The sequence below is a fragment of the Microbacterium sp. AR7-10 genome (assembly GCF_001878835.1).
In the GTDB taxonomy this organism is placed as follows: Bacteria; Actinomycetota; Actinomycetes; order Actinomycetales; family Microbacteriaceae; genus Microbacterium; species Microbacterium commune.
Map to the genome: position 1 here is coordinate 1 of NZ_MJIR01000075.1, position 19,668 is coordinate 19,668.

Annotated in this window: 20 protein-coding genes and 1 pseudogene; 9 read left to right on the forward strand and 12 right to left on the reverse strand. The window is 67.5% G+C overall.

Translation table 11 applies throughout. The features are described 5' to 3' along the window. The 12 genes and pseudogenes from BFN01_RS10375 to BFN01_RS10430 form a co-directional block, all read right to left on the reverse strand. A pseudogene (locus tag BFN01_RS10375) lies at positions 1-914 on the reverse strand (ATP-binding protein); the annotation flags it as partial. Positions 915-986: 72 nt separating this feature from the next. Further along, a complete protein-coding gene (locus BFN01_RS10380) occupies positions 987-2,456 on the reverse strand; it encodes an SCO6880 family protein (protein WP_071644121.1) in 1,470 nt (489 codons plus the stop codon). Between the two features lie 3 nt (positions 2,457-2,459). Then, positions 2,460-3,923 carry a conjugal transfer protein TrbL gene (locus BFN01_RS10385; RefSeq protein WP_071644123.1) on the reverse strand — a complete coding sequence of 488 codons (1,464 nt, stop codon included), beginning with the start codon at positions 3,921-3,923 and terminating at the stop codon, positions 2,460-2,462. A 39-nt stretch (positions 3,924-3,962) separates the two neighbouring features. Then, positions 3,963-4,235 carry a DUF6112 family protein gene (locus BFN01_RS10390; RefSeq protein WP_071644218.1) on the reverse strand — a complete coding sequence of 91 codons (273 nt, stop codon included), beginning with the start codon at positions 4,233-4,235 and terminating at the stop codon, positions 3,963-3,965. Positions 4,236-4,442: 207 nt separating this feature from the next. After that, entirely contained in the window at positions 4,443-4,757 is a 315-nt protein-coding gene (locus BFN01_RS10395; protein ID WP_071644125.1) for a DUF6112 family protein, read from the reverse strand. Positions 4,758-4,764: 7 nt separating this feature from the next. Beyond that, positions 4,765-6,384, reverse strand: a complete 1,620-nt coding sequence (locus BFN01_RS10400; RefSeq protein ID WP_256221117.1) for a M23 family metallopeptidase — start codon at positions 6,382-6,384, stop codon at positions 4,765-4,767. Positions 6,385-6,397: 13 nt separating this feature from the next. Continuing rightward, the gene (locus BFN01_RS10405; protein WP_071644127.1) at positions 6,398-7,087 is read right to left on the reverse strand and encodes a hypothetical protein; all 690 of its coding nucleotides are present in this window, start codon (positions 7,085-7,087) and stop codon (positions 6,398-6,400) included. Between the two features lie 79 nt (positions 7,088-7,166). Further along, on the reverse strand, positions 7,167-8,342 hold the full coding sequence (locus BFN01_RS10410) for a ParB N-terminal domain-containing protein (RefSeq protein WP_071644129.1): 1,176 nt from the start codon (positions 8,340-8,342) through the stop codon (positions 7,167-7,169). Further along, on the reverse strand, positions 8,339-9,142 hold the full coding sequence (locus tag BFN01_RS10415) for a hypothetical protein (protein ID WP_071644131.1): 804 nt from the start codon (positions 9,140-9,142) through the stop codon (positions 8,339-8,341). Before BFN01_RS10415 ends, BFN01_RS10410 begins: the two co-directional genes overlap by 4 nt. 625 nt (positions 9,143-9,767) lie before the next feature. Continuing rightward, positions 9,768-10,619, reverse strand: coding sequence for an AraC family transcriptional regulator (locus BFN01_RS10420; RefSeq protein WP_143187215.1), 852 nt, complete (start codon positions 10,617-10,619; stop codon positions 9,768-9,770). Positions 10,620-10,757: 138 nt separating this feature from the next. Continuing rightward, the gene (locus BFN01_RS15505) at positions 10,758-11,009 is read right to left on the reverse strand and encodes a serine hydrolase domain-containing protein (protein WP_071644135.1); all 252 of its coding nucleotides are present in this window, start codon (positions 11,007-11,009) and stop codon (positions 10,758-10,760) included. A 438-nt stretch (positions 11,010-11,447) separates the two neighbouring features. After that, positions 11,448-12,098, reverse strand: a complete 651-nt coding sequence (locus BFN01_RS10430) for a M23 family metallopeptidase (RefSeq protein WP_256221118.1) — start codon at positions 12,096-12,098, stop codon at positions 11,448-11,450. A gap of 457 nt (positions 12,099-12,555) precedes the next feature. Between BFN01_RS10430 and BFN01_RS10435 the strand changes: the two genes are divergently transcribed. The 9 genes from BFN01_RS10435 (at position 12,556) to BFN01_RS10480 (ending at position 19,649) form a co-directional block, all read left to right on the forward strand. Beyond that, entirely contained in the window at positions 12,556-13,008 is a 453-nt protein-coding gene (locus tag BFN01_RS10435) for a hypothetical protein (RefSeq protein ID WP_071644144.1), read from the forward strand. A 177-nt stretch (positions 13,009-13,185) separates the two neighbouring features. Then, positions 13,186-13,809 carry a thioredoxin domain-containing protein gene (locus BFN01_RS10440; protein ID WP_256221119.1) on the forward strand — a complete coding sequence of 208 codons (624 nt, stop codon included), beginning with the start codon at positions 13,186-13,188 and terminating at the stop codon, positions 13,807-13,809. A gap of 26 nt (positions 13,810-13,835) precedes the next feature. Beyond that, positions 13,836-15,542, forward strand: a complete 1,707-nt coding sequence (locus tag BFN01_RS15860) for a copper resistance protein CopC (RefSeq protein ID WP_256221120.1) — start codon at positions 13,836-13,838, stop codon at positions 15,540-15,542. Further along, the gene (locus BFN01_RS10455) at positions 15,532-16,050 is read left to right on the forward strand and encodes a signal peptidase II (RefSeq protein ID WP_071644221.1); all 519 of its coding nucleotides are present in this window, start codon (positions 15,532-15,534) and stop codon (positions 16,048-16,050) included. Before BFN01_RS15860 ends, BFN01_RS10455 begins: the two co-directional genes overlap by 11 nt. After that, complete coding sequence (locus BFN01_RS10460) at positions 16,047-16,382, forward strand: DUF6804 family protein (protein WP_071644150.1); 336 nt, start codon at positions 16,047-16,049, stop codon at positions 16,380-16,382. Before BFN01_RS10455 ends, BFN01_RS10460 begins: the two co-directional genes overlap by 4 nt. A gap of 8 nt (positions 16,383-16,390) precedes the next feature. After that, positions 16,391-16,978 (forward strand): TlpA disulfide reductase family protein, encoded by a 588-nt coding sequence (locus BFN01_RS10465; RefSeq protein WP_256221122.1) that lies wholly within the window; start codon positions 16,391-16,393, stop codon positions 16,976-16,978. Then, entirely contained in the window at positions 16,975-17,739 is a 765-nt protein-coding gene (locus tag BFN01_RS10470; RefSeq protein WP_071644154.1) for a cytochrome c biogenesis CcdA family protein, read from the forward strand. Before BFN01_RS10465 ends, BFN01_RS10470 begins: the two co-directional genes overlap by 4 nt. Continuing rightward, the gene (locus tag BFN01_RS10475) at positions 17,720-19,399 is read left to right on the forward strand and encodes a cytochrome c biogenesis protein ResB (RefSeq protein WP_071644156.1); all 1,680 of its coding nucleotides are present in this window, start codon (positions 17,720-17,722) and stop codon (positions 19,397-19,399) included. The genes BFN01_RS10470 and BFN01_RS10475 overlap by 20 nt, the downstream gene beginning before the upstream one ends. A 10-nt stretch (positions 19,400-19,409) precedes the next feature. Then, positions 19,410-19,649, forward strand: a complete 240-nt coding sequence (locus tag BFN01_RS10480) for a zf-TFIIB domain-containing protein (RefSeq protein WP_071644158.1) — start codon at positions 19,410-19,412, stop codon at positions 19,647-19,649. The last annotated feature ends 19 nt before the right edge of the window (positions 19,650-19,668 follow it).

Here is a 19,668-nt window from a genome sequence, read left to right on the forward strand (position 1 = left end):
GCGTCTACGTCCCCGGCGACCAGGCGCCTCAGTGCGTGCCCGACGAGCCGACCATCCTCGGCGAGCCGCCCGTCGGTGTCGTCCGTGCTGTCGGGGGTGAGGATGCGGTCCACGATCATCGGCAGGATCGGGACGTCGTTGCGGGCGACGACCGCTGCGAGGGCGACGTCGATCGACGTGTGCTCCAACGGCGACAGCGACCGCTCGAGGACGGTCTCCGCGAGGGCCCCGATCAGCTCTCGCCGCCGGGAGGCGACCTGCGAGGCCCACTCGATATCCGTCAGACCAGAGGGCCGGTGGCCCTCATCCAGCGGGTTCAGCCGGTTCCTCAGCCCGTGGCCGAGGACGATCGCCTTCCCGCCGACAGCTTCGGCGACGGGCGTGTGCTCGCCTTTCGGGTCGCCGGGGACGTAGACGCGACGCCCGAACGGAATCGACCGCGTGTACAGCGACTTCGCCAGCGACGACTTTCCAGAGCCAACGATGCCGGCCAGGACGATGTTGGGGGCGGTGATGACGCCGCGCTTGTACAGCTCCCACGGGTCGTAGACGAACGACCCGCCGGAGTACATGTCCTGTCCGACGAACACGCCTTCCGGCCCGAGTCCGCCTTCGGCGAGGAACGGGTACGCGCCGGCGAGCGCGGCGCTGGTGTCCTGATGGGAGGGAAGCCGCAGCCCTCGGTGCGAGCGCAGTGCGGCGGGACCGGGCTCACCGGACCGGGGGAGGTAGGTGGTGTCGCGGCGCTCCGCCTGCTCCGCCTCCCACCGGGCGCGGGCTTCGGCCTTGCGCGCGGCGGCGTCCTCCGCCTGGATCTGCGCGGCGGCCTTCCGACGGGCGCGACGCTGCTTGCGGTGCTCGGACTCCGGTCCGATCAACACCGTCGAGTACACGCGACGTTTCGGGGTGCTCACAGCACGACTCCTTCCTGCACCCGCCCGGGCAGGCGGCGTGCAGGAAGGAGGTGCGGGGCCGGCACCCCAGGGTCAGACGGTGCGTGCGAGCGGCAGCGCGGCCGCCGTGAACGCCTGCGCCTGCTGTCCGACCAGCCGCCTGGTCTCGCAGGAGGCTTGGATGGCGGCCTGCTCGATCTTCGAGACCGCCGCTTCCAACTCGTCCGGGGTGGGAGCGCTGACGGAGATCAGCCCGGTGTAGCGGAGGATGCCGTGACCGCTGGTGAGGTCGGCTTCCTGCTGCAGCACGTCCTGGTACTCGGCGGACTGCTGGGCGTCCTCGACCTGCCCGATCTTCTGGCGTTGTGCGGCGTCGGAGATGTACTCGACCTTCTTCTTCCGAATGTCACGGGCTGCTTGATCCGACCTGATCGGGGTACACAGCAACGAGAACGATCTCCGCACCCCGGAAGCGAGGAGCATCGGGGACAGGAACCCCGGATACACGAGCGACCGGGGCCATTCGCTGACCCACAGCACCGCATGGTGTGCGCTGTCGGAGCGCAGACCGTTCCAGGTCTCCTCCAGCGCAACCGGTCCTGCCGTCGCGAGGTCTTGCCCGAGGTTCCCGGAGCGTTCCAGGGTCGCGGCGATCGCCGGGTCGTACGCGGAGCGCAGGATCACGGCGAGCTGGCCGGGGGTGAGCCATCCGGTGGCTTTCAACTCGGCGGAGTGGAGTGCTGCGGTGAGGGTGTTCATCTCTTGCCGCAGCACAGCGGCTGCACCCTTCATGCCGCCGCCGGCGGTACGGATCGCCCGGGCGGCGGCCTTCATGTCCAGGGCGAGGGAGATCGTCGTCGCGTGCCGTTCCCCGGCAGGGCCTGCCCGGTCGATGAGCTCGGCGTAGGTGCGCGACGTCCACGACTCGTCGTCGGGGTTGCCGTGCTCGGCCCACCATTGCGCCAGCCCGGTCCCGGAGTCGGGGAGGGTGCGCTCCAGCACTTGTAGGCGGGCGATGCGCCCGGACCGGCAGCATGTCGCAAGGACTCGCCCCCAGCTGGTCACGCGGCGTTCCTGCTCGCCGGGGTCCAGGAGCACGAACGCGGGATGGGTGATTTCCAGCAGTGCCGTCAGCGTGGCCGCGTAGGGGTGATGCACCATGACCGCCCCGGTGATCGGGTCTTCGTACTGACGTAGCGCGGCCATATCCCCGGGGAGCGCGAGTGTCCCGGCGGGGCGGGGCTTGACGACCCGCATCCGGTAGATCGTCTGCTTCACGGTAACCCGCCACAGCCAGTGCATCCCGACGGGTAGCCACTCGACGGTCTTGCGGCCCGCGATCGGGACCCAGGTGATCGCCAGGCAGGTGACCCAGATCGGGGCGGTGTAGGCGAGGATCATCCCACCTCCCGCGTACAGCGACCCGATGAACGCCAGTCCGGCGATCGCGAGCGCGATCACCTGCGATAGCGACAAGCCGAGGATGAGGCCCCTCCGGGTGAGGCGGGAGAACTTCACCGCCGTCAGCGGGTAGTCGTCTTTCGTGTTCTGCGGTTTTGCCACGGGTTACTCCTTCCCTTCGGGCGCCGTGTTCGGTGGCGGCGGGTCCGTCGGCGGTGGCGTCGATGACGGGCCAGACGATGCCGGCGGTGTGCTGGACGGCGGGCCCTGCGGTGCCGATGGGTCAGACGGCGGGGGTGCGTTCCCGGACGGAGGCGGGGCGCTGTCCTGGCCGGCCGCTGATGCCTGGTCCTCTGCGGCACCGCCGATCGCACCGCCGAGCTTGGGGCCGGCGGTGGCGGCTTCCTTGACGGCTGCCGCTGCGACGACCGCGACTGCGGCGGGTGCTGCTGCAGCCGCACCTCCCGCAGCAGCACCGCCACCCCCAGCAGCCCCGCTACCACCGGCAGCACCACCGGCTGCGCCGCCACCAGCCGCAGCGCCGACTCCGGCTCCACCGGTACCAGCGGTCGCACCGCTCCCGCCGTCCGGGGGCGGGGGCGGCGTGCCGCCGCCTCCACCACCCCCGCTGCCGGGCGGTGGGCCATCGCCTTGACCTTTCCCGTCGAGGACTTTCTGTGGGCCGTCGCCAGCGGGCTTGGACGGAGTGGGAACGGGCCGGTTCATGGACTGCTTGGCCTCTTGCTCCGCGCTCATCGCGTGGTACATGTCAAATCCGATGAATGAGATGAACTTGTAGACCATGTAGGGCGCGAATGCGGCGACGAACATGAGCACGATCCCGGCGATGGGGTCGGCGATGGATGCCAGGTCGAAGTCGATCGGCTGGGAGACCTGGGTGATCGCGACGAGGAACACCACGACGAGGACGAGCTTGGACAGAATCAGGGCGATCACGAACGACACCCATTTCCCGAACCAGCCGCGGGTGACGTCCCAGCTCGCGCCGCTGATCGCGATCGGTCCTAGCACGATAGCGACGAGCAGCAGCGCTTTGCGGATCAGGAGTGAGAACCACACGATCGCCGCGGCGGTGATCGCGAGGCCGGCGAAGAAGATGGTGATGATCGCGCCGACACCGGGGGCTGTGAGGTTGATCGCGGTGAGTCCCGCGGCGAGCAGGGCGATCTTGTCGCCCATCGCTTCCATCGAGTTGCCGGTGGCTTGGATGATGCCGATCGTCAGCTGGTCGGTGATCTCCAGCAGCGTCGCGGTGAGCGTGATGATGAGGAACGACCCGAGCACGCTCTTGCCGAGTCCGAGCGCCGCCCGAGAGAGGGCGGTGGGGTCTCGGCGGATGAGGCCGGTGATCAGTTGCAGGCAGAAGAACACGAGCATGATCAGCACGGCGACGCCGAAGAGGATGTTGTAGACGCCGACGTACTCCGGGGACTGGACGTCGACGAGCGTGGTGGTGTCGAAGACGTACCAGACGCCTTCGAACAGCCAGGCGGCGGCTTGTCCCATTGCTTGGGCGAGCCAGTCGAAAGGGGCCGCGACGAGCGTCGCGGCCCCTTCTCCGACGGCGTCGCAGACGTTGGAGATGACCGGGACGTCGCACAGTGCCATGACGGTGTTCCTCCTTCCGGGACCGGTGAGCGGGCCTACTCAGACGGCCTGGCCGACGTTCCAGAAGAAGTTGATGAGGGTGACGCTCGCGCCGCAGATGATCGCGGCCCCGCAGGAGACGAGGACGCCGATCTTTCCCCGCCCGGCCAGATGCGGGTTGCTGCTGTTCGCGCCGAAGCCCCAGATGATCGCCGAGATGATCAACGCCAGGACGCTGAGGATCAGGCCGACCGTCATCACGGCGCCGACGATGGTGCGCAGCTGGGCGATGCCGGGCAGCCCCGAGCTGTTGGGGTCGATATCGACCTGCATCGGGACGAGCGCGGCCAGGTGAGGCAGGACGGTGGTGGTGAGATCGAGAATGGCGGACACGGGTGCTCCTTCATGAACCAAGCGGGGATACCCGGCCGGCATCGGCCGGGTATCGCACAGGTGCGCTCCCCGCACCCCACGGCGCAGGAAGCGGGGGCGGTGGAGCCCCGTCGCCTCCACCGCCCCCGCCGGTTCGTCGCGTCCGGGCTAGAGTTGCCCGCCGAGAGCGATCAGCCAGTTCATCCACGCGATCCCGGCGCCGGCGAGAGCTGCCGCGCCGAGCGCCGTCCACACGCCGATGCGTGCTTTCGTGGCGACCTGGTGGTGCCCGTTCGCGGAGCCGATCGCCCAGATCACCGCGCTCACCACGATCATCAACACCGACAGGATCAGCACGATCGTCAACAGCGCGCCGATGATGCTCTCCAGCTCGTTGGAGCCGCCCACGGCGCCGAAGTCGGGGAACACATTCCCCGAGACCAGGAATCCGGCCGGTTGCAGCCGGGAGAAGGAAAACGTCATCGGCGGGTCACCCTTCTTTCACGGAGATGTGGATGTGGTCGAAGTGCCCTCCGGTGACGTTCCCCGGGTCGTGCATCCCACCGTCGCCGTACGGCTGCCACCCCTCGTCTGCGCGAGCAGTCGACCAGATCTGTCCTTGCCAGATGAGGTAACTGATCCCGAGGGTCTCAGCGTTCGTCTCGAGCCAGTCGGTCAGTCGCCACCCGTAGTCGACCTGCTCCGCGCTCGGGTAGTGACCGATCTGATTGCCGACGGTGACATCGCAGGCCCGCCCGAGCGGATGATCCGACCGTGTCCCGGGACGTGGCGAGTAACACGCCCACCCGGTGCCGGGGAACGCGTTGCGGGTCTGGACGACCATATGCGCGGTGCGGGCGGTGACCTGCCCGCCGGTGCCGGTCGGGTCATCGACCAACTTCCCGCCGTCCCCGGTGAACTCCGCCGCGTCCGCCCCGGCCCCGCCAGGTGCGCAGCCGGGCCCGGGGGTGCTGGTGCCGTCGGGTTCGGTGGCGCCGTGGTCGGCGAGCCACTGGTCGGCGTCGATCGACTCGGTGCCGGTGGAGCCGGGCCGGATCTCGAAATGCAGGTTTGCGCCGGTGGAGCGGCCCGAGGAGCCGACGTCGCCGATGTGAGTGCCAGCGGTAACAGTCTGTCCTTCTTGCACGTGGATGCCGCGTTCCCACATATGCGCGTACACGGAGCGGACGGCTTCGCCCTGCACGGTGTGCTCGATGATGATGAGGCCGCCGTAGCCGCCGTTGAACTCGGCCCACACGACCCGCCCGTCGGCGGCCGCGTAGATCGGGGTGCCGTCGGCGGCGGCGTAGTCGGTGCCGGCGTGGTAGGTGGTCTCCCCGGTGAACGGGTCAGACCGATACCCCCAGTCGCTGGTCTTCGTCCACGTCCCCTCAGGCAGCGGGAAAATGATGCGGGTGGTCTCCGGCACCGACCCCGTGCCGCCGCCAGTGCCGGAGGGAGCGGGCACGGTGAGGGCATCGAGGATCGCTTCGGCGACGGGCTGGTAGTTCTGATACCGCTCCGGGAACGCGCTGACCTCGACGGCCTGCGCGACCTCGCCCATGTCCATCGTTTCCCAGCCCGGGATGTCGAGCATGCCTCGTGGGGAGGGGAAGTTCGGACCCGAAGGCCCGCCGTAGAACGCTCTGGCCTGGTAGGTGGTGTCCATCAGCTCGGCGACGGTTCCCCACCCGGCCTGCGGGCGCATCTGAAATAAGCCGAGCGAGTCGTGGTCGGACCCGTTGCCGTCGTTGGGATAGCTCCCCGACTCCGGGTAGGTGCCGGTGTTCGCCAGCTGCCGCAGCGTCGATTCGGTCAGCGCCGCCATGAGGGCGATCGTGGCCCCGCGGGCATCGACGCCGTCGGTCTGCCCGCCGACGGTGATGATCGTGGCGGCGTGAGTGAGCTGCTTCTTGTTCAGCGCAAATGTCTCACCGTCCCGCGTGGTCACTTCCAGCTCGTCCGGGATCGGCCCCACAGTCATCGACGACCCGGGACCGCAGGTTGCGTTCGCGGCGGGATTCATCAGCACCCCGACCCCGACCAGCGCGGTCGCCGGTCCCACGCACAGGACGAGGAACGCCAGCGCGGCAAGGATCTTCTTCAGCACGACGGCGTCCCGATCAGCGCAGCGGGTTGTCGAGCTTGGACAGGCGCAGCGTGTGGCACGACTCGAACGCGGGCTCGCACGCGAGGAACACGGTGAACGACACCGGGTGTTCGCTGGTCGCTTCCTGCCCGGAGACGGTGCCGGTGCGGTGCCGGGCGCCGTCGATGGTGACCGCGATCATCCCCTCCACGAGCGTGCCGGACCGGTCCTGCGCGACCGCGTCGGCCCAGGCATCGGGCACGACCGCATCCGCGATGGTGAGGCGCTGGGTGGTGGCGTGCCCGGTGAGCTGCCGCCAGGCGTCTGACGCCGGGTAGTAGCCGGCGATGTCCGAGGCGAGACCGGGGGTCTCGGTTCCGGTGGGGTCGGCGTCGGAGAGCACCACCTGCCCGTAGTCGGCGGGACCGAGCCCGGAGGCGGTGTCCCAGGTGAAGAGAGCCTCGGCGACGGCGCGTGCGTACCGGATCGGATCGTTCGTCCGCGGCAGCGGCGTCAGATCGGGCGGTCCGGACGGCGCCGGGGCAGTTGGCCGCTGCTCAGAGGTAGTCGGCACCGGGGCGGGGGTGTTCTCGTGGGGGCGGGCGATCAGCCCGTACACACCCAGCCCCACTAGGACGACGAGGATGACCGTTCCGGAGATACCGGCGATCAACAGGGCGCGGCCCCGCTTACGCGGGGCCGCATCGGAGAAATCAGTCGACATGGCAAGGGACGTCCTTTCACAGCAGAACGGTCAACGGTGTGTGCCATGCAGGTGCGGACGCCTGACCCCACCGGTCACTTCACGGCAGGACGCCCGCCCCGCTGGTGGCGCCCCGTGCGTGGGCGGCGGTGTCGAGGAACGCGTTCGCCTGGTCACGGTGGCGAGTGATCGCGTCCCACTGCTCGTCGGTGGCGTACTGGCCGACGAGGGCGGCGTCGTTGATCTCCCACCACCCCTCGGCCTTTGCGAGGATGTCGACCAGTCGGCGGGCGTGGTAGCGGCCCCGTACCCCGTCAGCGGACATCCCGTCGTCCTCCGCGCCCGACTCGCCGCTCTCCGCGGTTGTCGCAGCGGAAGTCGGGGTGAGGGCGAGCTTGCGGACGCGGGCGATGGCGGCTGCGACCGCCCGGGATCGTTCTACCGGCCGGTCGATCTGTCGCACCGCGCGGAGTTCGTCGTCGGCGGCTTCCCGGACGGCGGCGGTGGCGGTCTCGTTCACTGCGGTCTTCTCCAGCCAGCACACCCCGCGCAGGGCGATGACCTCGTGGTAACGGCCGTGGACCTTCGCGTCGCCGTTGATCTCCACGACCGCTTCGGCTGCTGCTCGCCGGACCCGTTCGTCTTCGTCCTCGTTGGTTGCCAGCCTTTCCAGCGCGAGGACCTGCTCGAGCTGTTGGGAAGAGTCCCGACCGGTCACCGCGGTCGCGGCCTGCACACGGGACTTCCGTTTCGACGGCGGTTGTGAATCCCAACGGCCGCTGCCGCTGCCCTGATAGGTCGCGACGATCATCGCTTCTCGTTCATCCGGGTCGGTGTCATCGGCCTCGCCGTCGTCCGAGCCCGGGAGGGCGGCGGCGCCGAACCGGGTCGCGGCCTGACGGCGGGCGTTCTCCTCGGTGAGGAGCGTCTTGTACTCCGCGTACAGGGCTGCCTTCTCCGTGGTGGTGAAGTGCTTGTGCAGAAGGTTGTCGTCCTGGATCGCCAGCAGCGTCCGCAGCTTGTCCGACACCTCAGACGCGATCCACACCGGGACGGTCGCGTGCCCAAGCTGCCGCATCACTTCCAGGCGGCGCCTGCCGGAGATGAGGACCCCGTCGGAGGTGATCACGATCGGGCACAGCAACCCGAGCGTTTGGATCGACGTGGTCAGGTCGGTCAGGTCACCGAGCTCACGCCGGTAGGAGCGACCCAGGACGAGGCTCTCGATGGGGAACTGGGCTACGGTTTGCTCGCTCGCGGACGCCGTGGTGTTCATGCTGCGGTCCCTCGCGTGAACTTGCGGGAGATGGCGGCGAGTTGGTGATCCGCGAGGAGGTCTTCGGTGCGGTCGCCGAGCAGCAGCCGCGCGAAGATCCCCAGCCGTGCGGGGTCGGCGCCGGTGGCTTCTTTCTTTGACCGCGGCCCGAGTAGCAAACGCAGCAGCCCGTTCCAGTCGCGGGCGGAGAACCCGAGTCGTTGCCGCATCGCGTCGTCTTTGCGGAGCACGTCGATCGCGGACTGGGCGCTCGCCAGAGTCGTGAGGCGGTGGCAGATGTATTCCACCGCGGTCTCGATGGTGCGGGGATACCAGCCGGTGGTCACCAGGAAGACGGACGCGGATCGCACCACCCTCTCCACAGCCACGGTCGGTGAGGCAGGCGGGGTTGCGGCGGCGAGCACGTGGTAAAAGAACGTCTCGTAGTGGCCGGCCCGCATCGGGTACTCGTCGGGACGATGATCGGGCCTGCGGGCCTTGTCGGTTGAGGTGAGGAGACGTTCGGCGTGCACCTCGGCGGCGATGCCAAGCTCCACCGCGCGAGTGATCGCGGCCCACGGGTCCGCGGCACGGCGGATCGCTGGCGTCCGCATCGCCATGAACGCCTCATACGCGGCATCGGCGGGGTCACGGTGCCAGGACCGTGCCAGCGGAAGGTACTTCTCCTGCGCATACTGCATCAACGCGCGGGCGGCGGGGTGCGTGCGCCAGAGCTGCTCGGCGGTGAGCTGCTCCAGCAGGACGCGGAGTCCTTCGCCGGTGGTGAAGTCGGGAAGCGGTTCAGATGAAGGCTCTCTCATGAGGTCAACTCCTTAGGACGAGGTGACCAATAGGTGTGTGACCGCGACCCCAGATTCTCTTCGCGGCACGGAATCGATCCTTTGCACTCGGGCGACGGGTCTGCCATGAGTGTTGCTCTTCGCTCACGCTCGACCATCACCACCTCCGCCAGTGGACATGCCGCAGCGAACTCGCGGCCTACAGCTTTGGCCGACTGCCGCTGGCGTAAGTTGGTCATGACCTTCGCGAACCCGTGGCCGGTCTTGCGAGCGTCGTCCCGTATCGCCTCTATAGCCATGCGCTACTCCTTCCCAGGGCTCCCACAAGATGCGGACGGCCTTGCGACCATGTGGTGCACCGGGAAGATCAGCGGAGCGAGGACGGATGGCGGACGGAGTGCCGACCGTCAGGCTCCACAACGAACCCGACGTGTCTGCTTCGGTCTACTGGCCTGCGGCGCATCCGTCGAGATGCACATGACGAACGTGAGCCCTTCGTCGAGAATCACGGTTCATGCGGCGAGTAGCGGTAAGAGACGCCGAGGTGGCCAGCCAACAGTAGTTTCCGAGAATCTGATGAGCAAGTTCGTTGGGACAACGACGTCGGATCGAGCTCCGTGCGGTTGACTGGGATAACGTGGCCTTGTCAATCCTCAGCAACCGTGTGTGGCGTACGCCGGTACTGCGTGGGCGTGGTGCCGTAGCGACGACGAAACCAGTGGGACGCGACGCGCGGATCGTTCCATCCAACATCGTTCGCGGCACGCATCACTGAAAGATCTGTTTCTTCTATGAGCCGTGTGAACTCGGTGAGCCGGAGTTCAGTGAGCAGGCGCATCGGTGCGGCACCGGCGTGCTGTACGAACAAGCGGGTGAGGTGGGTTCGTGAAAGCGAGAGTTCTCGTGAGAGTGCCGCAATAGTCCACGGTTCTGCGATGCGCCCGCGGAGCAACTGGATTGCCCGACCGATGTAGCCGATAGATCCAGTGTCGGTCAGTCGTCCACTAATGGGCGTCCACGGGGCTGGGGGAGTGGCTGGCGCCGCATTCAAGAAGGTCGGCAGCACCAGCCTCATCCACCGTGCGAGAAGCTCGAGAGTGTGAGTTGCGACGACTTCGGGTGATTCGGCTTTGCTGCGTATGGCGCTCATCTGTCGCCATAGCGGTTCGGCCTGTTGCAGTGCGGCGACGCCCGGTGCAAGGACAATCGCGCGACCGTCCCACTCGAGGGGGTGCACTCCTCGGAGCACTCGATCCGCATCGGGGAGAAACCATGCCATCTGTGTGCGCCAGAACTGTTCGTCGGCGTAGATGGCCCAGATGCGTGCTGTGGGTGCTGGCCAAACACGGCACCACTTGCCGGTGCCGAGTGCCAGCGACATGCCCGGGCGCAGGATGTGCATGCTCTCTGCGGTCTCGAAGGCGCAAGAGCCCTCGACGACATTGATCACCTTCACATGCCGGAAAACGGTACGGCTTGACGGGATCGTGCGCACCATCTCGATGGCCGCGATGTCACCTGGTATCTGGATCGCTGGGTAGGAGAGCGTGACCCCGAGCGGCGGAGGGAGCGGCAGGTCATGCCTGGCCTCGAATGAGTCCTCTCGCGTAGCCGCGAAGCGGCGCACGGCGCGCTGTCAGCGGTCGGTGAGCGCGAGCACTGTCAGGGCAGTGGCGAGCTCGGTAGTCGAGAAGGCGTTCATGATGGTGTCGCGAGTCCAGGGGTTGGTCCGCTCGGGATTGCGGTAGCCGCGCCAGAAACCGAAAACCCGCTGGCCGTCGATATCGAGCGCGATCGACGCGCCCAGCTCTTGGTTGCTGTCGAGCTTGCTCTCGAACAGTTCTCTGATGTCAGCGAATGAATCGGTCGCGGTACGTTCTCTGGTCATGGCGTGCTCACTTTCTGTTGGGCGATGAAGAGTTGCCCGTTGATACGTCTGCTCAGGTGGGGTATGTTTGGTCAGTTCAGATAGGGGCGCAGCACGGTGAGGCAGTAGTCCCAGACGGTATTCTCCTTCGCGGGGTCGTCCCAGCCGAGAAAACATGAAGGCCACCACCTGAATTGCGGCACCAGAAGCGTTCCATATCCCGATAGTGTCCCGCATCCTGCTGTGCACTGCCCTGGGTTCTGCGAGACGTTGGCTTCGGGCTCACCGACATAGCCCACGCCGCGAGTGTACGAGATGGGGAGTGGCCCAGTAGTGTGCTGCGGCCGCTGAGGAGGGATGCCCCGGGCGGACCATCCTTTCTCCCCACGGGCGTCGGCGCGCTGTTCGGCCTCAGTAGGTCGATAATTGTTCAGCCCCTTTTCCGGAGCTGAACTGATCTCACTGCACGTTCTTCCTGAGCCACGGCATGGGATCGATGGGGCGACCGTTGATGTCGACCTCGAAATGCAGGCAGGATCCGAAGACGTAGCCGGTGGAGCCGACGTCGCCGAGATACTGGCCGGGAGCGACGCAGTCCCCGACTTCTACCGCGCGGGTCCCACTGTTCAGATGTGAGTAGAGGGTGCTGACTGTCTCTCCGTTGAACAGGCTCTCGACCTGAATGCTCACGCCGTAGCCACTGTTGCTCTCGGTTGAGAGCGAAACACAGCCTTCGACAGCCGCATAGATGGGCGTCCCGACTGACGCCGCGAGATCTTGACCCATGTGCGAGCGACCCGGACGAGAGGCACCGAACCCGTCGCTGACCGAGTAGGTTCCGGAGGGTAACGGCATGAGAACCTGTTGAGCTGTTGGCAGGTTCACAGCTGTCGAGAGGGGCCGGCCAGATGCGACGGCGGCAGCGGTTGCCTTCGCGCGCGACGCGGCGATCTCCTTCTCTGTCGTTGCGGAGAAGTCCCCGCGAGGGAAGACCTCGACCCGGATGTCTTCTCCTGCGGTGTAGGACTGTGCGTCAACGGTGGCCGCGGCCTCGACCTGCTCCGGTTCTGCGTCGGATATTCCCGGAAGGGCGGCGCCGGTGATCAACACGCTGACGGCGAGGACGGCTCCGAGTGCCTTCGCTCGAGCCCACGAGCTCCGGGCGCGCGGGCGGTGGGGAGGTGTCGCAGACACTGCCTGTACGGGGGCTTCAGTTCCGTGCCGCGGGATGACGGGGGCCTGGCGGGTCGTCGGAGCTTCCTGTGACACCGGGCGGCCTTGGCCGCGGAGATCGCGACGAAGGAGGGGGCGATCGGGGAACCCGGGGTCTGTCGACGTCGTCGTCGCCTTTTCGGATGCGCGCTCGGGTAACCCAGAAATGATCGTGATCCTTCCGGTGGAGCAGAATACTTATCTCGATCGCAGACCCGATCGTTACTGATCTGTAACGGTAGATAGTCCGATTCGCTTAGGTCAAATTGAGATGCGCTTTCACAGCATCTGCTTAGAGAGCTGGATCCGCGTACATGGAGGAGACTCAGAAGGTTGGCACGGTACCCTTGGAGAGATGATCTCCTCGGCTCAAGTGCAACCCTCAAGGGTGCTCAGTGAGCAGCTTCTGATAACGAGGATCATTACGGCAGTCGGCTTGGCTCTCCTCCTGCTTCTGGGGGCAGCGGGTGCATCGCATTCCGAGAGCGAGGAGGCTTCGTCTTCACTGCTCGTGGCGAGCACACTCCTCGATCCGCACCTTGCTTCGGGAGAGCCCGGGAGTACCGTCGACGAGCATATGGCAGCCGCCGATGCCTCGACGGCGGGGGTCCTCGTCGGGGCAGCGCTGTGCGCCCTCGGCATGTTGTGCGGGCTCGTCTTCGTGATCTTTGCTCGGATGGTTTCGCGCCGTCGGGGGGTCGCATATCTCGTCCCTCGATGGATGGCACTCTGGCTCGTCCCGGTGCGCATCATCGTTGCCCGGACCGGGGCACTGTCGCTGACACAGTTGGGTCTTTCCCGAACCTGATATTTGGCATGCCGTCTCGTGCGGACGGCACTTCGCACCCGGATACCCTCCCGGTGCCTGTTCCATGCCGATTGTTCTTGTTTGGAGTAATTGATGAACCCTTCTGGAAAGCCGCGCGACCCCGCTTTCAACTGGCGGCCGATCCTGATCAGCGCAGGGATCGTCGCCGCCCTTGTCGTGGCAGCGATCATCTATGTGGTGATCAACAGCCAAGGCCCGACCGCCCCTTCAGCCGAGGTACCGGACGGGCAGACAGTCCCGCCCCCCGCGGTTGTTGACGCTAGTTCGCACATCCTCGACGACGGTGGGGAGGGTGCTGTCGAGGTCGTGGAGTTCCTCGATTTCGAGTGCGAGGCCTGCGGGATGTTCTATCCGATCGTCGAGGATCTTCGTGAGAGATTCGCGGGAGAGATCACCTACGTGGTGCGGTACTTCCCGCTTCCCGGACATTTCAACTCACAGAACGCGGCGTTGGCCGCGGAGGCTGCTGCCCAGCAGGATCGGCTGGAGGAGATGTACAGCCGACTGTTTGAGACGCAGGCGGAGTGGGGCGAGGCTCAGGAATCCCGTGCTGATCTCTTTCGGGGTTTCGCTGAGGAGATCGGACTGGACATGGCCGCGTACGACACCGCCATCGCGGATCCCGCCACATTGGAACGAGTCGAGTTCGACTTCAACGCGGGGCAGGAGCTCGGCGTCAACAGCACGCCGACGTTCTTCCTCGAGGGCGAGCAGCTCCAGCTGCAGCAGCTGGACGACCTCGAGAACGCCATCGAAGCAGCGGTGAACGGTGACGAGTGATGCGGGCAGGCCTGTCGCATAGACGAGTGATCGTCGTCGGCAGCGGTCAGGCCGGCCTCGCAGTGGCGGCCGCCCTGGTCGCGAGAGGACTGCAGCCCCAGCAGGACTTCGTCGTGATCGACGGGGCCGCGCCAGGCCTGCGCAGCTGGGCTTCCCGGTGGCATTCGATGGTGCTTCTCAGCGACGCCCGTCACAGCGCTCTGCCGAGCCTGCCCTTCCTGGGCGATCAACGACGTCGGCCGCGTGTCGACGAGATGATCGAGTACCTCAGCTACGTCGAAGGCGATCTCGGCGTGAAGACCATCTGGGGTGTGCGCGCGACAGGCGTGGAGCGGCGCGGGTCGGGCTCGGTCCTGCACCTGTCGACCACGGAAGGCGAGGTGCAGACTCGCAACGTCGTGTGTGCGACCGGCGCCGCCGCGCATCCGCGCATCTCGACATGGGCCGCGGAACTTCAGGTGCCCGGAGTCGTGCTGCACAGCAGCGAGTACCTGTATCCGCGGCAGATCTCCACGAACGATGTGCTCATCGTCGGCGGCGGAAACAGCGGTGTGCAGCTGGCCCGTGAACTCGCGCCCTCGCATGCGGTGACCCTGGCTGTCCGCACGGCTCGTCGGCACCAGTCGGTAACGCGCTATCCGCGCCGGCAGCTCCTTGGTCGAGGATCGCGATCGGAGCCGGTGTTCGGGGATAGCTACGAGCAACTGCGTGACGCTGGGGTGAGGATCTGCCCTGCAGTGGCAAAGGCCGGGAAGAGCACCGTCACCTTCGTCGACGGAACGGTGGCGACGCCGAGCTCTGTGATCCTCGCCACCGGATTCGTTCCCGGAGACGACTGGCTACCGGACAGCGCCCGGATCGATCCTCCCCAGCGGGCCATGACCGGGATACCGGGCTTGTTCGTCGCCGGGATCCCCCAGTACGGCGGCAGAGGCTCCGACACCATCGCAGGGGTCTGGCGGGATGCCACGACCAATCGCCCGCCGCATCATCGAACGCCCGTGAAGAAAGCAGAACTCATGACATCCATCCGCCGCCGAAGGCTCTCGGCCTCTCGAACGTCGAGCAAGCGGCGCCGTGGCTTCGCCGCGTCCGCCAGCCTGTCTGCTCTGCTGGTCATCGGCGGAGCCGTTCTCGGCACGGCGAGTCCCGCCGCCGCTCACGACGAGCTGCTCTCCACCTACCCCGAGGCATCCGCGACCGTACCTGGCGCCCCGGCGGAGATCTCCCTCACCTTCACGGGCGAGCTGCAGACGCTCGAGGGTGCCACGGCGATCGAGGTCATCGCAGAAGACGGCAGCAGCCTCGTCGACGGCGTTCCCGAGGTCTTCGAGGCGACGGTCACGCAGAACCTGTCCGACCAGCTGGTCGTCGGAGAGGTCACGGTGAGGTGGCGGGTGGTGTCCAGTGACGGACACCCGATCAGCGACGAGTACACCTTCACGGTGGAGACGACGGGGACGCCGACGAGCAGCCCCACGCCGACGAGCAGTCCCACCCCATCGGAGGAGACCACGACGCCGGCCGCGACGCCGACCGCCGAGTCCGGCTACGGCGACATCCACAGCCAACCGAGCACGGATCTCGATGCGCTTCCCATCCTGGTCGTCGCCGGGGGAGCGGCCCTCCTGGGCAGCGCAGCACTCCTGATGTTCATGGCCGGTCGCGATCGGCGCCGGCGTGATCGGGCGGCACAGCAGAAGAAGGAGAAGGAGAATGCCGATGAGTCCTAACCGGCCAAGACACCTCGCGGTCGCCGCCATTGTGGCGGCGGGGATCGTCGTGATCGATCAGGCCACGAAGGCGGCCGCACTCGCGACGCTGAGCGAGGAGACGCGGATCCCGCTCCTGGGCGACCTGTTCGGTCTCCAGCTCGCGTTCAATCCGGGTGCGATCCTCTCCCTCGGGTCTGGATTCACCGGAGTGCTCACCCTGGTCGGAGCGGGCGCGGTGGTCTGGCTGATCATCGCCGCGCTCCGTGCACGCACGGCTGGGCTCGCGGTGGCGTTCGGGTTCATCCTGGGCGGGGCGCTCGGGAACCTGATCGACCGGCTGTTCTCACCGCCCGGCTTCGGGGTCGGGCACGTCACCGACTTCCTCGCCTACGGGACCCTGTTCATCGGGAACCTCGCCGACGTCGCGCTCGGCATCGGCGTCATCCTCCTTCTCGGCATCACCTGGACCCGGCGGCGCAAGGTCGAGCTGGCTCCTTCAGCACGAGTGGAAGCAGGTGCCGCATGAGCGCGAAACAACGCACGCCGTCCACCTTCCAGCGCAACGCGCTCGCACCGGGGCTGCTCGCGGGAGCGGTGCTCTTCACCGCTCCGCTGTGGACCGAGGCCGGCCTGTTCCAGGTGGTGCTGTTCGTCACAGCGATCCTCGCGGCGATCGTGGCCTGGTTCGCGGGACAGGCGCGCCAATGGTGGTGGATCCCGGTATTCGTCGCGGTCCTCGTGCTGTGGAACCCGGTCGCGCCCTTCCCGTTCACCGGGCCCGTCTGGGCGGCGGCGCAGCCGGCCGCAGCCATCGTCTTCCTGGTCGCGGGGGCAATTATCAAGGTGCGTCGCACATGATCCGCCGGATGATCGCCGCAGCCACAGCGCTGCTCCTGGGCGTCATCGCCCTGACGGGATGCTCCGCGAACGACTCCCTGGCGCAGCAATACCAGGAGGGGAACGAGAAGGGGTACATCGCCGGAGACTTCCGCGTCGTGGAGATCGCGGCGGGGGAGCGGGGCGACCCGGTCGTCTTCGAGGGGGTCACCGAGACCGGGGAGACGGTCTCCAGCGACGACTACCGCGGCGAGGTGCTGGTGGTGAACTTCTGGTACGCCGCCTGCGGGCCGTGCATCGTCGAAGCGCCGCTGCTCGAGGAGGTGTGGCAGGAGTACCAGGACCAGGGCGTGTCGTTCCTCGGAGTGAACACCTACGATCAGCCCGCCACGGCGCTCTCCTTCGCTCGGGACAACAACGTCACCTACCCCAGCGTGATCGACGTCAACGACGGCAAGGTCAAGCTGGCATTCGCGCAGGTCACCCCGATCCAGGCGACTCCGACGACGCTCGTCGTCGACAAGGAGGGGCGGGTTGCCGCGCGCATCATCGGGCAGCTGCAGAGCGCATCCATCCTGTCGACCCTCGTCCGCGACGCTCTCGGGGAATCGCCATGAACCCCGGCGATCTCGTCGCCGACGGGGCGCTGTGGGTCGCGATCCCGATCGCGGCCCTTGCGGGTCTGATCTCCTTCGTCTCCCCGTGCGTGCTGCCGCTGGTGCCCGGATACCTCGGATATCTGGGCGGCGCCTCGACCGCCACCGCTGTCGGGGGCGGATCGACCCGCACGGCGACGGCGGAGCGCACGCGGCTGCTGCTGGGGGTGACGCTGTTCATCGCCGGGTTCACCGTCGTGTTCGTCACCGTGACGATCCTGGGCGGGACGTTCGGGTTGTTGCTGCTGCAGTACGCGAACGTCCTGACCCGTGTGTTCGGCGTCGTGGTGATCATCCTCGGCCTGGTCTTCATCGGGTTCTTCGGCGTCGCGCAGCGCACCCTCCGCCCGCGCATGCAGTCCCGTGCCGGGCTGCTCGGCGCGCCGCTGCTCGGGTTCGCGCTCGGCGTCGGGTGGACCCCGTGCATCGGTCCGACGCTCGCGGCGATCCTGTCGGTCTCCTGGAACCTCGGCGACCCGGCCCGTGCGGGCCTGCTGGGCCTGGCCTATTCGCTCGGCCTCGGCCTGCCCTTCCTCGTGCTTGCCCTCGGCTGGGGGTGGGCGTCTCGGTCGGTCGCGTTCCTGCGCCGCCACATCCGCACCCTGAACATCGTCGGCGGGGGAGTGCTCGTCCTCCTCGGCATCCTGATGGTGACCGGGCTGTGGACCGCGCTGATGTCCGCCCTCCAGCAGGTGGTGATCAATGTCCCCCTCCCGCTCTGAGACCGCCACCGACGCGCCCGTCGACCCCCTGCGGCCCGACGACCACGCCGACGGCGACGGTTCCGCCATCGCCCAGCCGGCGCTGGGGATCATGGGATGGGCGAGATGGGCGTGGCGTCAGCTGACCAGCATGCGCACCGCTCTGCTCCTCCTCCTCCTCCTGGCAGTCGCCGCGGTGCCCGGATCGCTGTTCCCGCAGCGCAGCGCCGACCCCAACGGGGTGATCCAGTGGCAGCGTGACAACCCCGAGGCCTATCCGATCGTGGATGCCATCGGGCTGTTCGACGTGTACCAGTCGCCGTGGTTCTCGGCGATCTACCTGCTGCTGTTCGCCTCGCTGATCGGATGCGTCACCCCGCGCACGAAGCACCACTACAAGGCCCTGCGATCCCAGCCGCCCCGCACGCCGGTGCGGCTGTCCCGGCTCGATGACTACGAGGAGCGCACCGTCCCGGCCGCCGACCCCGCGAGCCAGGCGCGAGAGGCCGTCGACGTCGCCGAGCGGCAGTTGCGCCGCGCCGGCTACCGGGTGCACCGCTACGACGGCCGCGGATGGCTCTCCGTGTCCGCCGAACGCGGATACCTGCGCGAGACCGGCAATCTCGTCTTCCACACCGCGCTGATCGGCGTGCTCGTCTCGGTCGGCCTGGGAGGCGGGTTCTCCTACACGGGCCAGCGCGTCGTCGTCGAGGGCACCACCTTCGTCAACGCCCTCAGCGACTACTCCTCGTTCGACGCCGGCCGGTTCATCGACGGGACCGGTCTCGCCCCGTACTCGCTCACCCTCGACGAGTTCCAGGTCACGTATCAGCGGCCCGGCACGCCGGGGGCCGGGCAGGCAGGGGACTTCTCCGCCGACGTCACCGTCCGCATCCCCGGTGAGGAGGATCGGACCGAGAGCGTGATCGTGAACTACCCCATCTCCGTCGCCGGCGACCGCATCCACCTGCTCGGCAACGGCTACGCCCCCACGATCACCGTGCGCGACGCGGCCGGCGAGCTCGTGTACACCGAGTCGCAGCCGTTCCTCCCGCAGGACTCGAACATGACCTCACTCGGGATCATCAAGATCCCCGACGGGCTGCCTGAGCAGGTGGGGCTGGTCGGGTTCTTCTACCCCACCGCGGGCGTGCTCGACTCCGGCGCCTACACCTCCATCTACGGCGACGTCGTCAACCCGCTGCTCACCTTCAACGTGTACAGCGGCGACCTCGGCATCGACGACGGCACCCCGCGATCGGTGTACACCCTCGAGACTGACGGTCTCACCCAGCACACCGGCGGTCAGACCGGAGTCGACTCCATCGAGCTGACGCCGGGGGAGACCGCGGAGCTGCCGAACGGGTGGGGCACCGTCACCTGGGAGATCGCGTCGCCCGAGGATCCGGTCAAGCGATTCGCGTCGCTGCAGATCCAGCGCGACCCGACCGCCGGATGGGTGCTGGCCTTCTCGATCCTCGCGATGCTCGGCCTCTTCGCCGGGCTCTTCGTGCCCCGTCGCCGCGTCTGGGTCAAAGCCCACCCGACCGACGACGGCGTCCGCCTCGAGTACGCGGGACTGGCCCGCGGCGAAGACCCCACCCTCCGTAAAGCCGTCGTCGACATCGCCGACACCCACACGGAGGCGCTCACCGGCGTCTCCGACCCATCCCCACAGTAGGAGAGAACCGATGAACTGCCCCGTTGACGGCACGACGCTCCTGGTCACCGACCGTTCCGGCGTCGAGATCGACTACTGCCCGCAATGCCGCGGCGTGTGGCTGGACCGCGGTGAGCTCGACAAGATCATCGACCGCTCATCCGGCTACCAGGCCCCGGACTACCCCGAAGACGAGCATCGCCGCTCCCGGCATGACCGCGGCGGCAAGAGACGACGCGAGGGCTTCCTCGGCGATCTCTTCGACTTCTGAGCCCGCCGACCGATGACAC

Bases quoted from the DNA above. Each gene is read 5' to 3' on its own strand.
- BFN01_RS10385 (WP_071644123.1), bottom strand. From the start codon at position 3,923: ATGGCACTGTGCGACGTCCCGGTCATCTCCAACGTCTGCGACGCCGTC.
- BFN01_RS10390 (WP_071644218.1), bottom strand. From the start codon at position 4,235: ATGCAGGTCGATATCGACCCCAACAGCTCGGGGCTGCCCGGCATCGCC.
- BFN01_RS10395 (WP_071644125.1), bottom strand. From the start codon at position 4,757: ATGACGTTTTCCTTCTCCCGGCTGCAACCGGCCGGATTCCTGGTCTCG.
- BFN01_RS10405 (WP_071644127.1), bottom strand. From the start codon at position 7,087: ATGTCGACTGATTTCTCCGATGCGGCCCCGCGTAAGCGGGGCCGCGCC.
- BFN01_RS10410 (WP_071644129.1), bottom strand. From the start codon at position 8,342: ATGAACACCACGGCGTCCGCGAGCGAGCAAACCGTAGCCCAGTTCCCC.
- BFN01_RS10415 (WP_071644131.1), bottom strand. From the start codon at position 9,142: ATGAGAGAGCCTTCATCTGAACCGCTTCCCGACTTCACCACCGGCGAA.
- BFN01_RS10420 (WP_143187215.1), bottom strand. From the start codon at position 10,619: ATGGTGCGCACGATCCCGTCAAGCCGTACCGTTTTCCGGCATGTGAAG.
- BFN01_RS15505 (WP_071644135.1), bottom strand. From the start codon at position 11,009: ATGACCAGAGAACGTACCGCGACCGATTCATTCGCTGACATCAGAGAA.
- BFN01_RS10435 (WP_071644144.1), top strand. From the start codon at position 12,556: ATGATCTCCTCGGCTCAAGTGCAACCCTCAAGGGTGCTCAGTGAGCAG.
- BFN01_RS10455 (WP_071644221.1), top strand. From the start codon at position 15,532: ATGAGTCCTAACCGGCCAAGACACCTCGCGGTCGCCGCCATTGTGGCG.
- BFN01_RS10460 (WP_071644150.1), top strand. From the start codon at position 16,047: ATGAGCGCGAAACAACGCACGCCGTCCACCTTCCAGCGCAACGCGCTC.
- BFN01_RS10465 (WP_256221122.1), top strand. From the start codon at position 16,391: ATGATCGCCGCAGCCACAGCGCTGCTCCTGGGCGTCATCGCCCTGACG.
- BFN01_RS10470 (WP_071644154.1), top strand. From the start codon at position 16,975: ATGAACCCCGGCGATCTCGTCGCCGACGGGGCGCTGTGGGTCGCGATC.
- BFN01_RS10475 (WP_071644156.1), top strand. From the start codon at position 17,720: ATGTCCCCCTCCCGCTCTGAGACCGCCACCGACGCGCCCGTCGACCCC.
- BFN01_RS10480 (WP_071644158.1), top strand. From the start codon at position 19,410: ATGAACTGCCCCGTTGACGGCACGACGCTCCTGGTCACCGACCGTTCC.